This window comes from Gordonia sputi NBRC 100414 (assembly GCF_000248055.1).
Taxonomy (GTDB): Bacteria; Actinomycetota; Actinomycetes; order Mycobacteriales; family Mycobacteriaceae; genus Gordonia; species Gordonia sputi.
In genome coordinates, this window is sequence record NZ_BAFC01000093.1 from 42648 (window position 1) to 56812 (window position 14165).

Genomic DNA, 14165 nt, shown 5'->3' on the forward strand with positions numbered 1-14165 from the left:
GTCATCTACTTGTCATTGTCGTCCCAGACGTGACGGGCATCACGCAATTTCGTACTGTGGGTGATGAGGTCCACCACCCCCGGACCCAGCCCACACGTCGTCGGCCACACCCGCGCCGACGCCGACACACCACGAAGGCCAGGTGAACCCGTGACCCTCGCAGATGATCGAGCCGACCGATTCCGGCGCGACGCAACCGCGAAGAATTCAGCATCGACGCAGGCAGGAGTGCGTGCGACGACACGCCCCACCGATTTCACACTCGACGACCGCTACACCCGCGAAGAAGGTCCGATCTTCCTCGGCGGGATCACGGCGCTCGTCCGGATGATCGCCGACCGCGCCCGCGTCGACCGGAGACAGAATCTGCGCACGGCGTCGTTCATCTCCGGCTACGAAGGCTCGCCGCTCGCGGGCTTCGACCTCGAACTCATGCGCCGCCAGTCGCTCCTTGCACCCTTCGACGTGGCGCACCGCCCGGGTCTCAACGAAGAACTCGCCGCGACGTCGGTGATGGGATCGCAACTCGCCCCGACACTCGGCCCGCTCGCGGCCGACGACGACGGCCAGCAGCGCAACGGCGTCGTCGGCTACTGGTACGGCAAGGCACCCGGCCTCGACCGCGCGTCAGACGCCATACGCCACGCCAACCTCATCGGTACGCATCCCGACGGCGGTGCCGTCGCTCTCGTCGGCGACGATCCAGCCGCCAAGAGCTCGACGGTCCCGTGCACATCGGAGATGGCGCTCGCCGACCTCTACATCCCGACGCTCTACCCGGCCGATTCTCAAGACATCCTCGACCTCGGCGTACACGCCGCGGTCATGAGCCGGGTCAGCGGTCTGTGGACCTCGCTCAAGATCTCTGCACACGTGGCGGATGGGTCGTCGACCGCGGTGGTGCATCCCGATCGAGTGGTTCCCGTCTACGGCGATCTGGGGCGCAGCCCGCACGTACCCAGCTGCAAGCTGCTCGGCGCCAATCTCATGGAGCTCGAACAGAATCAGTTGACGACGCGCATCCCGCGCGCGCTGGCATATGCACGACACAACGGCATCAACCGCATCGCGGTACGCAGTGGTGACGACAGGATCGGACTGGTCGCCGCGGGAAAGACGTACCTCGATCTTCGGAATGCGTTGCGACTCATGGGACTCGACGACGCCGATCTACAACGGGCCGGTATCCGCATCCTCAAACTCGGCATGGTCTACCCGCTCGACCGCGAGATCCTCGAGCGCTTCATCACCGATACCGCCGCCGGTCGACTCGACGAGGTGATCGTCGTCGAGGAGAAGCGCGACTTCATCGAAACCATGATGCGCGACATGCTGTATCGCCATCCGCGGGCCCCGCGCATCGTCGGAAAGGTTCATGAGGACGGTTCGACGTTGTTCTCGCGTTTCGGCGAACTCGACGTCGACGCAGTCACTCTCGGCCTCGCGACACGCCTGGCAAGACACCATCACGTCGACGCCGCGCAGGCGTGGCTCGACGAGCACAACGCGCGTCGGTCGAGTACCCGGATCGACCTTCCGCTCGCTGTCCGCACGCCGTATTTCTGTTCGGGATGTCCGCACAACAGCTCGACCAAGGTCAGTCCCGGCACGCTCGTCGGCGGCGGAATCGGCTGTCACGCAATGGTGTTGCTGATGGATCCGGAACAGGTCGGCGATATCGCCGGCGTCACCCAGATGGGCGGCGAGGGCGCCCAGTGGCTCGGCATGGCACCGTTCGTACCCGCCGACCATTTCGTGCAGAACATCGGCGACGGCACGTTCACGCATTCGGGATCACTCGCCCTGCGCGCTGCTGTCGCCTCGGGTGAGAACATCACCTACAAGCTGCTCTACAACGGCACCGTCGCGATGACCGGCGGACAGGACCCCGTCGGCGAGTTCAGCCTCGCCCAGTTGACGCGACTGCTTGCCGCAGAAGGGGTGTCGCGCATCGTCGTCACCTCCGACGACCCGTCGCGCACACGGTCTGCCGACCTCGCCGACGGCGTCGTGGTGCGTGATCGCGGCGACCTCGCCGACGTGCAGACCGAACTGGCGGCGGTCCCCGGGGTCACGGTGTTGATCCACGATCAGCACTGCGCGGCGGAGAAACGTCGGAAACGCAAGCGCGGCACCATGTCCACCCCGACGCAGCGGGTCGTCATCAACGAGCGTATCTGCGAGGGATGCGGCGACTGCGGTGAGAAGTCGAATTGCCTCTCGGTGCATCCGGTACAGACCGAGTTCGGACGCAAGACCCGCATCGACCAGAGCTCATGCAACCTCGACTTCTCGTGCCTGAAGGGCGATTGCCCGTCGTTCGTCACCGTCACACCCGGCCACACCCCGGCATCGCGGCGTGCGACCGAGATCGACGCCGCTGCCGTCCCCACTCCCCGTATTGCCCGACCCGTCACGTCCGACACCGACTTCACGATGCGCATCACGGGCATCGGCGGGACCGGCGTCGTCACCGTCTCCCAGATCCTCGCCACCGCAGCATTTCTCGACGGCCACGCAGCCCGCACGGTCGACATGACCGGCCTCGCCCAAAAGGGCGGCGCCGTCGTCAGCGACATCAAGGTCTCGGCGCTGCACTCCGTCGACACCGATTCCGCTGATGCCGCTGGTCAAGCCGACCCCGCTGGTGAAGCGTCGTCTTCCGCTGGTCAAGCCGATCCCACCGCTGGTCGAGCTGATTCCACCGCGGGTCAAGCCGATCCCGCTGGTCGAGCTTCCACCGCTGGTCGAGCTTGTCGAGACCACCTCCCCAGCCCCGTCGAGCAGGCAGCCAAGGCCGCGGCCGACACGTGCGATCTGTACCTCGCGTGCGACTCCCTCGTCGGCACCGACCCGGTGAACCTCAAGGTCACCGCGCCGGATCGGACCGTCGCGGTGGTGTCGACGACCCGAATTCCCACCGGCGCCATGGTCATCGACACCTCGGTCGGCTTCCCCGCCGACACCGCTGTCCATGACTCGATCGACGCCCGTGTCGCACGAGCCGCATACCTCGACGCGGGCGCGCTCGCGACGGAGTTGTTCGATGACGAGCAGTTCGCCAACATGCTGATGGTCGGCGCGGCGTATCAGACCGGGGCACTACCGATCTCGGCCGAGTCGATCGAGCGCGCCGTCGAACTCAACGGCGTTGCAGTGTCGGCAAACCTGCAGGCGTTCCGGCGTGGTCGTCAGGTGATCGCGGATCCGGATGCCGTGTCGCGAGAGGTCACCGGCGTCGAATCAACTGCAGTCGAGCCGAGTTCGTATGCGCGCGAGCAGGTTGCGCGACTACACCTCGACGACGACCTCGCCCACAGCGTCGGCATTCGCGTCGACGAATTGGTCGCTTACGCCGACGAGCGTTATGCCGCTGAGTATCTCGGCGTCGTCGACCGCGTGTCGCGCGAGTCGGACAGCCCCGAACTCGTCGACGCGGTGGCACGGAACCTGTACAAACTGATGGCGTACAAGGACGAGTACGAGGTGGCGCGCCTCACCGCCGATCCGACCTTCGCCGCCCAAATCAGCGGCGATTACGGCGACGACGCGAAAGTCGCTGTGCGACTGCATCCCCCGCTGCTGCGGGCACTTGGCCGCAAGGAGAAGATGTCGTTCGGTGCGCGGACGGCCCCGATGCTCGCCGGTCTCGCGAAGATGAAGAAGTTGCGCGGTACGCGCCTCGATCCGTTCGGCTACACCGAGATTCGACGCACCGAGCGCGAGCTCATCGTCGAATATCGGGAACTCGTCGACGCGATCCTCGGCGCCGTCGGCTCGGGGTCTGTCGATCCTGGCACTCCTGATCCGCGTCGGCTGTCGGCGCTGGCCGAGTTGGCGGCGCTGCCCGACATGGTCCGCGGCTACGAGCAGATCAAGATGGACAACGTCGCGCGGTATCGCGCCGAGGTCGCACGCCGCCGGGCCGAGCTCGGGATCTGACGGCTGTCCCCGACTGAGTGCGCGGGAAGTGGGGGAAGGGTTCTTCCCCCACTTTCTGCGTGGCGCTCGGGCCGTCCCGCAGCAGGCTGGCCGAACTCTTCCCCGTGGGTCTGACCGTTCCCCGCGAAGCAACCCGCGGAAACGCCGAAACCCCGCGGAAAGAACCCTTCCCCTACTTTCTGCACCGCCCGACAACCGCCGAACAGACCACCCCCACACCCTTCCCCGCAGTCCTGACCTTTCCCCGCGAAACAACCAACGGAAACGCCCAAACCCCGCGGAAAGAACCCTTCCCCTACTTTCTGCACGGCCCGACGGCCCGGCTGCCCGAGAGCTGCTCCCCGCCGACGCCGCGCGCCCCCGCTCACCCAGCCGCGCACTCCAGCGCGGCGGTGGCCATGGCGGTCAGGACGGTGCGGAGGCGGGCGCTGTCGAGTGCGGGCAGTCGCGGCGAGGAGTTGAGCAGGCCGAACATCGCGTGCACCCGGACGCGGGCTTCCGGCCGCGCGAGTGTCGCGCCGCGTTCGGTCATCAGCGCCAGCAGCACGTCAACCCACTGCTCGACGTAGCGGCGCTGCAGCGAGCGAACCTCGTGGTTGGCCTCCGGTGTCAGGTTGTGCAGGTCGCGATCCTGCACGACGATCAGGTCCGGCTTGGTGACCAGCACATCGATGTGGAAGTGGATCAACGCCTCGAGGGTCTCGGCAGGTGGGAGGCCGCGGTCGACGACCTCTGCCCCGCCGTCGCGGAGTCGGCGGCTGATGTCGAGCAGCATCTGATCGAGCAGGTCGGTCTTCGACGCGAAGTGCCGATACATCGCGGGACCACTCACGCCGACGGCGCCGCCGATGTCCTCGAGACGTACTCCGGCGAATCCCCGTGCGGCCATTTGTCGGGCAGCGGCGTCGAGCATTTCTCGACGCCGAGCGGCTTTCGCCTCGCCACGCTTGGTGAGCGGCGGCGTGACAGACGCGGCGAGCGTCGCGGTCTCAACGGGGTCTGCTGGCGTCATGGTGTCATCGAATCTACCGCCGGTACGGCGATACCGGCGACGCTAATTCACCAACCGTTGATGTGCAGTACATCGTCGAGCGGCTTGCGTTGTGCCGGCGCGAAGTCGGTGCCCTGCGTGTAGGCGACCGGTAGCAGCACGCCCTGGTGCACGCCGTCGGGAATGCCGAGCAGGTCGGCCACTTCTTGTTCGTACACGAGGTGCAGGGTGGTCCACGCAGAACCCAATCCGCGTGCACGCAGTGCGAGCATGAGGTTCCAGGCCCCCGGAAGCAACGATCCCCACACCCCTGCCTGGTTGCCTGTCGGCAGGTCAGCGCCCGTCTTGATCGCTCCCACTATCAACACCGGCACCTCGCCCATCACGTCGGCGAGGTACTGGGCGCTGGCGGCGACACGGCGGGCGGTGTCGGTCGACACTGTGCGCTGTGCCGAGTAGTCGGCGAACGAGCGGGCGTAATAGTCGGCGACCTGGCGCTTGAGGTCGGCGTCGGTGATGACGATCCAATGCCACCCCTGCGCGTTCGACCCCGTCGGGGCCTGAATCGCGACCTCGAGTGCTTCACGGACGACCTCGATCGGAACAGGTCGCTCCAGGTCGAGGCGCTTGCGAACCGAACGGGTAGTCGTCAGCAGCTCATCGGGGTTCAGCGGCAGAAGGTCGGTCATCGTGCTCCTCGGGTCATCTGTGCCGTGCGCGGCGTGCCAGCCAGTTCCCAAAGTACTGGCCCACTTGCACCAGGATCACCAGGAGGGCGATCACCACGACGGTCAGTTTCCAGTCGAACTGCTGATAGCCGTACTGGAATGCGAAGTCGCCAAGACCCCCACCGCCGACGTACCCGGCCATTGCCGACATGTCGACGATGGCGACAAAGATGAAGGTGTAGCCGAGAACCAGCGGCGCAAACCCTTCGGGAACCACGACGGTCAGCAACGTACGCAACCGACTGGCACCAGACGCTCGCGCCGCTTCGACCACGCCCGGATCAACAGACACAAGACTCTGTTCGACGACGCGCCCGATGACCACCATCGCCATCAGCGTCATCGGGAAGATCGCCGCCTCGGTACCGATGCGCGTGCCCATCACAGCTTTGGTGAGTGGGGCGATCGCGGTGATGAAAATGATGAACGGGATCGGACGGACGATATTCACAACGACGTTGAACCCGTTGAAGATCCACGCGTTGGACCAGAGATTTCCGGGGCTCGTCGCGTACAGGATCACTCCGATGACCAGCCCGAGCAGACCTCCGATCAGCAGCGTCACGCCGACGAGTTCGAATGTCTCCCAGATGGATTGGATCAACAACGGCCGCAGCTCCGGCCCGAAGACCCGCGTGAAGCTCTCACCGTCGGCGAGCACGAACGTCTAGGCGGCGGTCACTGCTGTGTCCCCTCGTGTACGACGACGCCGTCGATGCGCACCAGTTGCGCACGCGCGGCGTCGACCGACGTTGCGTCGCCGGTGATCTCGTAGGTCAATGCTCCGAACGGTCGGCCCGCGATGTCGCTGATGCCGCCCGCGATCACCGTCGACCGAGCGCCGTGTTCCGCGACGGCCGCGGGTAGGTCGAATGTGGCGTCCTGATGACCGCTAGCGGCAGCGTCGTCGCGCACCGACACGGTTGCGAGCAGTCCGGGGTGCCGGGCGCGCAGCGTCGCCAACGCATCGGCGTCCGGGACTCCCGCGACGGCGTGTCGCAACAGTCCTCGTGTGACGTCCGACGTGGGATGCTCGAAGACGGAGTACACATCTCCGTTGTCGACGAGCCGACCCCGATCGAGGACCGCGACCGACTCGCACACGTCACGCACGACATCCATCTCGTGGGTGATCACGACGATCGTCGTACCGAGATCGGAGTTGATGCGCCGCAACAACTTCAGGGTGTCCGACGTCGTCTGCGGATCGAGCGCGCTCGTCGCCTCGTCGGCGATGAGAATCGACGGCGAGGTGGCGAGTGCTCGCGCGATTCCGACGCGCTGCTTCTGTCCGCCCGAGAGCGCTGCGGGCCATTGATCGGCCTTGTCGGCAATGCCAACGAAGTCGAGTAGCTCCTCGATTCGACTGCGCCGCTTGTCCTTCTGAAAGTGAGCGACCTTCAAAGCGAAGTCGACGTTGCCCGCCACGGTCCGCGAGTTGAACAGATTGAACTGCTGGAAGATCATGCCGATATCGGTACGCAGCCGGTTGAGCTCCCGCTCCGACGCCCGGCTGTGTTCTGCACCGTGCACGAATACCTGCCCGCCGGTTGGTCGTTCGAGACCGTTGATGAGCCTGGCGAGCGTCGACTTTCCCGCACCGGACGGACCGATGATCCCGACGATCTCCCCCGAGCGGACACTCAGATCGATCCCGTCGAGGACTTTCGGCCCCGACTTGTCGAAACGCTTTGAAACGCCGACGAAGTCGATCGCGGTGTCGGACCCCGCAGGTGAACCGAGGTCCGACGCCGCGTCGACGTCAGGAACCATTGGTGTTGACGGACGCTTGCAGGTCCTTCGTCGTCTGTTGGAGATCGGAAGCCGAATTGTCCTTGATCACACCGCTATCGCCGAGTGAACGCTTGACGGCGGCGATCACCTCGGGGTCGTGGTAGATCTTCACCAGCTTCGCGTAGGTGGGGTTGTCCTTGTCGTCGTTGCGGGCGACGAACGCGTTGATGTACGGCTTGGCCCCGGCCGAGTTTGGATCGTCGGACGCGATGATCTGGTCCTTGGTCAGCTTCGCCGACGTCGCGTAGTTGTTGTTGACGATCGCGGCGTCGACCGAATCCAGATTTGCCGCTGTCTGACCGGCGTCGACGGCGATGACCTTCACCTTCGACTTGCCCTGGTCGATGTCGGCGAGGGTCGAGAACGCATTGCCCGGCTTGGTGAGCGTGATCAAGCCCGCCTGCTCGAGAACCAGTAGTCCGCGCGCCTGGTTGGTCGGGTCATTGGGGATCGCGACCTGCCCACCCTGGGGGATCTCCGACACCGACTTGTGCTTGGTCGAGTACAGCGGCAACGGGTAGACGGCCGTCGCGCCGATCGGCACCAGGTTCTGCTTGTTCTTCGCGTTGTACGTGGCGAGGTAGAGCAGGTGCTGGAACTCGTTGAGGTTGAGTTCACCCTCTGCGAGAGCAGGATTGGGCTGGTTGTAGTCGGTGAAGTTCACCAGCTCGACATCGATGCCCTGCGCAGAAGCCTTCTGCTTGAACACATTCCAGTATTCCTCGGACGCGTCGGCGACACCGATCTTGACCTTCGACGAGTCGTCGTCGCCACCACAGGCCGTCAGCACCGCCCCACCGAACACGAGCAACAACAAGACGGCGAGAACTTTCGACCGCACGACGACCTCCGCGAATCACAATCGACACTGATCTGACTCTGCAAAACGCTAATGCCCGCACACCAGGCTTCCGACCACACGCCGATGTCACGATCATCACCCACCGTGCGGACCTGCGGATTCGACGCGTCGTCGAATTGTGTTCACGATGAACCGAATTGGCTCACTCGACGAACCCGCCCGCTGTCAGATGCTCGAGCAGGCCCTCGGTGAGTGGCAGCGCGCGCATCTCGTCGACCGTGAACCATCCGGCGTCAGCCGCATCGTCGGCGGCCCGCACCGTGCCACCGACCGCGACCGCGACGTAATCGTGGATTTCGAAGACCCCTCCCCTGCCGTCGGGGATGTCGACCACCCATGCCTTGGCACCGACCTCGACGTCGAGTCCGGTCTCCTCCGCGATCTCGCGGATCACCGCCGCGACGAGCGTGTCCGCGTCGTCACGGGGTCCGTAGGGACCGACGGCGTCGACCGGATCGACCTTGCCGCCGGGCACCGTCCACCGGCCGGCTTGAGGGTCGCGAAGTCGCTGCACGAGAAGAAATCGTCCGTCGTCGTCGCGAATGATCGCACCGACGGCGAGTATCCGACGCCCGCGCTTGTCTGCCGAATGACGCACGCGCCGTTGATGATCGGGCATGAGCCCCGCCAACACCCGGCCGATACTCGCGCGGAGGTCGCCAGCTGCGTCGGCTCCCCAGCGCACGATCTCGTCGATCTCACCGTGTGCGGCGAGGTCGGTGGCCGCAATACCCTGTGCCGCAGCGAGTTCTGGTGCGTGCTCCGTGTCACGATGCACGATGACACTCGCGCCCTCCGGCGGCAGAGGCGACAGCCACGCGTCGTGCGCGGCGAGTCGACGATCTGTCGGGAACAACGCGAGCGCCGCACCACCCGCCCCCTCCCCGAGCAGCACCGACACCGTTGGCCGTGGCACAGCGATGAGATCTGCCAGACAGAGCGCGATCTCACGCGCGAGACCACCCTCTTCGGCGTCGACGGACAGGTCGGCGCCGGGTGTGTCGATCACCGTGACGACGGGCAGGCGCAGTTCGGTCGCCAACGCCAGACCTCGCCGGGCGACCCGCAGGTCAGCGGGGCCGATCAGCCGACCGTCGGCCTGCACTGCCCTGTCCTGCCCGATCACCACGGCCGTCGTTTGCCCGAATCGACTCAGCGCCAGCACAATTGGACCGGTGTCGTGGATCACGGCGGTGCCGGAATCGAGCAGCAGCGCGCGCAGCCCGCGACGACCTGCGGCGCGCGTCGCCAGCACGCTGGGCCAGGTCTCGACAAGCTCGACCAGCGGAGATGGGGCGTCGACCGGCGGGGATGGATCGTCGACCGGCGGGGATGGATCGTCGACCGGCGGGGATGAGGCGTCGACCGGCGGGGATGAGGTCTCGACTGGCGGGGATGAGGTCTCGACCGGCGGGGATGAGGTCTCGACAAGCTCGACCGACGAAGATGAGGCGTCGACCGGCAGGGATGGGGCGTCGACCAGCGGAGATGAGGCCTCGACCGGCAGATCAGCAGGCTCACCGAGCAATGCGACGACCTCGGCTACGCGGCCGGGGAGTTCGCCCAGCGGCACGATGGCGTCGATGATGCCGTGGGCGGCCAGGTTCTCCGACACCTGCACGCCGTCGGGAAAGGGCTTGTGGTGCAGGCCTTCGTAGACTCGTGGTCCCAGGAACCCGATCAGCGCACCGGGTTCGGCCCAGGTGATGTGCCCCAGAGAACCCCACGAGGCGAACACCCCGCCGGTGGTCGGGTTGCGCAGATACACGAGGTACGGCAACCCCGCTCGTCGGTGACTGCCGACCACCTCGGCGATCGACGCCATCTGCAGGAAAGCGGCCGTGCCCTCCTGCATTCGAGTGCCACCGGAAGCGGGCAGTGCCAGCACCGGAAGTCGCTCACGTGTCGCGCGTCGAACAGCGTTGACCACACGCTCACCGGCGGCGCGCCCGATCGATCCCCCCAGGAACCCGAATTCGCTGACAACCAACACAATCGGAGCGCCGGAGATCACTCCGACACCGGTGATCACCGACTCGTCGGTACCGGTTCGCTTGCGTGCACGCCCCAACGCCGCGGCGTAGTCCCGGTCGAGCGCAACGTAGCTGGGCGCTTCGTCCCAGGACTGCCAGGTGCCGTCGTCGACGAGTGAAGTCACCAGTTCTACTACCGTCACTCCCACCGACTCAGCCACCTCACCAACGCTAGTCTTCGACCAGGCCTCAGCGGGTGAAGAACCTCGGCGGGTGAAGAACCTCAGCGGGTGAAGAACCTCAGCGCGAGTACACGACTCGCGTCCGCAGGATCAGGTCGGCAACCGAGCGTCGCTTGGTGTCGACGCCGGCCCACAGCAGTCCGATGGCGAAGAACACGCAGATCGCGGCCCGAATCACAGCCACCGATGGCCGCACACGGCCTCCCTTGCGATTCACCACCCGGATGCCCATCACGACGCTCCCCAGCGTGCGCCCGGACACCGCCCAACACGTCGCGAGGTAAATGATCGACACGACGACGAATGCACCGACCGTGAAGAACCCGTTGGTGCTCGGCATCGAAAAGTCGTGGACGTTGTAGAGCAGTCGGGCCATCACGACGCCCAGGTAGATGGCACTCATGATGACCAGCACGACGATCAGGTCGAGCACCGCACCCACTCCGCGACTCACGATGCCCGCCGACTTCGAGGTGTCGTGCACCGCGTGGGCCTTGGTCTTTCTGGCCTCTGAGCGAGCGGCGTGCTCGTCGGCGGCAGTGTCAGAGGGATCGCCGCCGTCGGGCTCATGGTGCGAATCGGATTCGGACGAATCCCGTTGGGGCTCAGTCACGCTCACCGGATTCCACCTCCGCGGCCACGCGTCGGCGCAGCAGCCGGCCGACCATGACGGCGACGGCGTCGTCGGCGCGTTCGCTGGTGCTGCGTACGTCGGTCATCACGTCGGCGGTGACCGACGTGCTCGCCTCGCGGATGATCCCGGGAAGGTCGACGCCGTCGATGATGACGTCGGCGAGTCCGATGAGGTCGACGCGGTTGATCACGGCGTCGACGTCCACATGCGAGACGGCACGGTCGAGGTCGACGGTGTCGATGATCGCGTCCAGGTCGACGGTCGCGATCACCGCCTCGATGTCGACGCGCGCGATTGCAGCGTCGAGGTCCACCCGAGCGACCGCAGCGTCAAGATCGACCCGCGCGACCGCGGCGTCGAGATCCACTCGCGCGACGGCGGCGTCGAGATCGACACGCGCGACAATGGCGTCGAGGTCAAGAAGGTCGACGATCGCGTTCATGTCGACCGACGCGATGATCTTGTCGAGGTCGACGTTGTCGAGCACCAGCGCGGTGAGGTCGATCTCGGACGTGAACACGTCGACGATCTCGCGGATCAGCGCACCCATGCCCGACTGCACACCGGCCGTTGCCAACACACCCGCAGAGTCGACGACGTTGTGCGCGGACCGTCGTACATCACGAACGACCGAACCTGCCACGGGGACATGCTCGGCGACGTCGAACATCGCCGACGCGGCGCGGAACGGGAGCTTCAGCACGCCCAGGACAGGAGTCCGGTCCCCGCCAGCCGCCGTGGCATCGTTGGTCACCCGAGCATTATCCCACCCGGGCGACCGGAGCACCCTGACAACAAGGACTCCTCCGAAACACGAAACCCGCACCAACAAGAAACCCCCGGTGACGCGGAGGGCGTCACCGGGGGTGTGAATAATCGCGAACTACGCGGTCACAGATTCTCGTAGAGCTCGCGGGCCAGCTTGGCGGTCTCGCTCGGCGTCTTGCCGACCTTCACGCCTGCCGCCTCGAGGGCTTCCTTCTTCGCCTGAGCGGTGCCGGAGCTGCCCGACACGATCGCGCCCGCGTGACCCATCGTCTTGCCCTCGGGGGCGGTGAAGCCCGCGACGTAGCCGACGACCGGCTTGGAGACGTTGGCCTTGATGTAGTCGGCTGCGCGCTCCTCGGCGTCGCCGCCGATCTCGCCGATCATCACGATGACCTTGGTGTCGGGGTCCTTCTCGAAGGCCTCGATGGCGTCGATGTGCGTCGTGCCGATGACCGGGTCGCCGCCGATGCCGATGGCGGTCGAGAAGCCGAGGTCACGCAGCTCATACATCATCTGGTAGGTCAGGGTTCCCGACTTCGAGACGAGGCCGATCGGACCCTTGCCGGTGATGTTGGCAGGCGTGATGCCGACCAACGACTCCTCCGGCGTGATGATGCCCGGACAGTTCGGTCCGATGATGCGGGTCTTGGCGCCCTTGTCGACGTTGTAGGCCCACGCGTACGCGGTGTCCTGCACGGGAACGCCCTCGGTGATGACGACGAGCAGCGGGATCTCCGCGTCGATCGCCTCGATGATGGCGTCCTTGGAGAACTTCGGCGGCACGAACGCGATCGACGTGTCGGCTCCGGTCTTCTCGATCGCCTCGGCGACAGATCCGAAGACCGGCAACTCGATGTCGTTGCCGTCCTTGTCCTTGTGGGTGACGGTGGTGCCGGCCTTGCGCGCGTTGACACCGCCGACGACGTTGGTGCCCGCCTTGAGCATCAGCGCGGTGTGCTTGGTGCCCTCACCGCCGGTGATGCCCTGGACGATGACCTTGTTGTCTTTGTTCAGAAAGATCGACATTGATTCGTCGCCCCTTACTTGCTCGCCAGTTCGGCAGCCTTGTCGGCGCCTGCGTCCATCGTTTCGGCGAGCGTCACCAGGGGGTGATTCGCATCGGCCAGGATCTTGCGGCCTTCTTCGACCTTGTTGCCGTCGAGGCGGACCACCAGAGGCTTGTCGGCCTCGTCGCCGAGCTTGTTGAGCGCTCCCACGATGCCGTTGGCCACCGCGTCGCACGCGGTGATGCCGCCGAAGACGTTCACGAACACGCTCTTGACCTGCTCGTCTCCGAGGATGACGTCGAGACCGGCAGCCATGACCTCGGCCGACGCGCCGCCGCCGATGTCGAGGAAGTTGGCAGGCTTGACGCCGTTGTGGTTCTCACCCGCGTAGGCGACGACGTCGAGCGTGCTCATCACGAGTCCCGCGCCGTTGCCGATGATTCCGACCTGGCCGTCGAGCTTGACGTAGTTGAGGTCGTTCTCCTTGGCCTTCTGCTCGAGAGGATCGGTGGCGTCCTTGTCCTCGAACTCGGCGTGGTCGGGGTGACGGAAGTCGGCGTTCTCGTCGAGTGTCACCTTGCCGTCGAGGGCGAGGATCTGATCGTCGGGGGTGCGGACCAGCGGATTGACCTCGACCAGCGTGGCGTCTTCTGCGACGAAGACCTCCCACAGCTTGGCGATGGTCACGGCAGCGGCGTCGAGCACCTCGGCGGGCAGGTGGCCCTGCTCGGCAATCGATCGCGCGGTGGCGATGTCGACACCCTTGACGGCGTCGACGGGCACCTTGGCCAGCCGCTCCGGCTTGGTCGCTGCGACTTCTTCGATCTCCATGCCGCCCTCGACCGAGCACATCGCCAGGTAAGTGCGGTTGGCGCGATCGAGAAGGAAGGAGATGTAGTACTCCTCGGCGATGTCGCTGGCTTCCGCGACGAGGAGTTTCTTGACGATGTGCCCCTTGATGTCGAGGCCCAGGATGTTTTCTGCGTTGGTCTGCGCGTCGTCAGGGGTCGCGGCGTACTTCACGCCGCCTGCCTTGCCACGTCCGCCGGTCTTGACCTGCGCCTTGATCATCACGGGCTTGCCGATTTCCTCGGCGATCGCTCGTGCATCGGTGGCGGAGTCGGTGACCCGACCGGGTGTGGTGGGAACCCCATGCTTGGCGAACAGTTCCTTCGCCTGGTATTCGAAGAGATCCATTCAGCTCACCATTTCGTCGTTGTGCCC

At 65.7% G+C, this 14165-nt stretch carries 11 protein-coding genes; 1 reads left to right on the forward strand and 10 read right to left on the reverse strand.

Annotated elements, in window-relative coordinates; genetic code table 11:
- The first annotated feature begins 150 nt into the window (after positions 1 to 150).
- Positions 151 to 3942, forward strand: a complete 3792-nt coding sequence (locus tag GOSPT_RS15300; RefSeq protein ID WP_141630900.1) for an indolepyruvate ferredoxin oxidoreductase family protein — start codon at positions 151 to 153, stop codon at positions 3940 to 3942.
- 364 nt (positions 3943 to 4306) lie between these two features.
- Here the strand turns inward: GOSPT_RS15300 and GOSPT_RS15305 are convergent, their stop codons facing one another.
- The 10 genes from GOSPT_RS15305 to sucC form a co-directional block, all read right to left on the reverse strand.
- Positions 4307 to 4954, reverse strand: coding sequence for a TetR/AcrR family transcriptional regulator (locus tag GOSPT_RS15305; protein ID WP_005207302.1), 648 nt, complete (start codon positions 4952 to 4954; stop codon positions 4307 to 4309).
- Between the two features lie 47 nt (positions 4955 to 5001).
- A complete protein-coding gene (locus tag GOSPT_RS15310; protein ID WP_005207303.1) occupies positions 5002 to 5622 on the reverse strand; it encodes a nitroreductase family protein in 621 nt (206 codons plus the stop codon).
- Between the two features lie 13 nt (positions 5623 to 5635).
- Positions 5636 to 6322 carry a methionine ABC transporter permease gene (locus tag GOSPT_RS15315; RefSeq protein WP_005207304.1) on the reverse strand — a complete coding sequence of 229 codons (687 nt, stop codon included), beginning with the start codon at positions 6320 to 6322 and terminating at the stop codon, positions 5636 to 5638.
- Between the two features lie 17 nt (positions 6323 to 6339).
- Entirely contained in the window at positions 6340 to 7434 is a 1095-nt protein-coding gene (locus GOSPT_RS15320; RefSeq protein ID WP_005207305.1) for a methionine ABC transporter ATP-binding protein, read from the reverse strand.
- Positions 7424 to 8296 carry a MetQ/NlpA family ABC transporter substrate-binding protein gene (locus GOSPT_RS15325; RefSeq protein WP_005207306.1) on the reverse strand — a complete coding sequence of 291 codons (873 nt, stop codon included), beginning with the start codon at positions 8294 to 8296 and terminating at the stop codon, positions 7424 to 7426. The genes GOSPT_RS15320 and GOSPT_RS15325 overlap by 11 nt, the downstream gene beginning before the upstream one ends.
- A gap of 163 nt (positions 8297 to 8459) precedes the next feature.
- Complete coding sequence (locus tag GOSPT_RS15330) at positions 8460 to 10511, reverse strand: carboxyl transferase domain-containing protein (RefSeq protein ID WP_005207307.1); 2052 nt, start codon at positions 10509 to 10511, stop codon at positions 8460 to 8462.
- A 79-nt stretch (positions 10512 to 10590) separates the two neighbouring features.
- Positions 10591 to 11151, reverse strand: a complete 561-nt coding sequence (locus tag GOSPT_RS15335) for an RDD family protein (RefSeq protein ID WP_005207308.1) — start codon at positions 11149 to 11151, stop codon at positions 10591 to 10593.
- A complete protein-coding gene (locus GOSPT_RS15340) occupies positions 11138 to 11920 on the reverse strand; it encodes a hypothetical protein (RefSeq protein ID WP_039856201.1) in 783 nt (260 codons plus the stop codon). Before GOSPT_RS15340 ends, GOSPT_RS15335 begins: the two co-directional genes overlap by 14 nt.
- Before the next feature lie 137 nt (positions 11921 to 12057).
- Complete coding sequence (gene sucD, locus GOSPT_RS15345; protein WP_005207310.1) at positions 12058 to 12960, reverse strand: succinate--CoA ligase subunit alpha; 903 nt, start codon at positions 12958 to 12960, stop codon at positions 12058 to 12060.
- A gap of 14 nt (positions 12961 to 12974) precedes the next feature.
- Positions 12975 to 14138, reverse strand: coding sequence for an ADP-forming succinate--CoA ligase subunit beta (sucC, locus tag GOSPT_RS15350; protein WP_005207311.1), 1164 nt, complete (start codon positions 14136 to 14138; stop codon positions 12975 to 12977).
- Positions 14139 to 14165 lie beyond the last annotated feature (27 nt).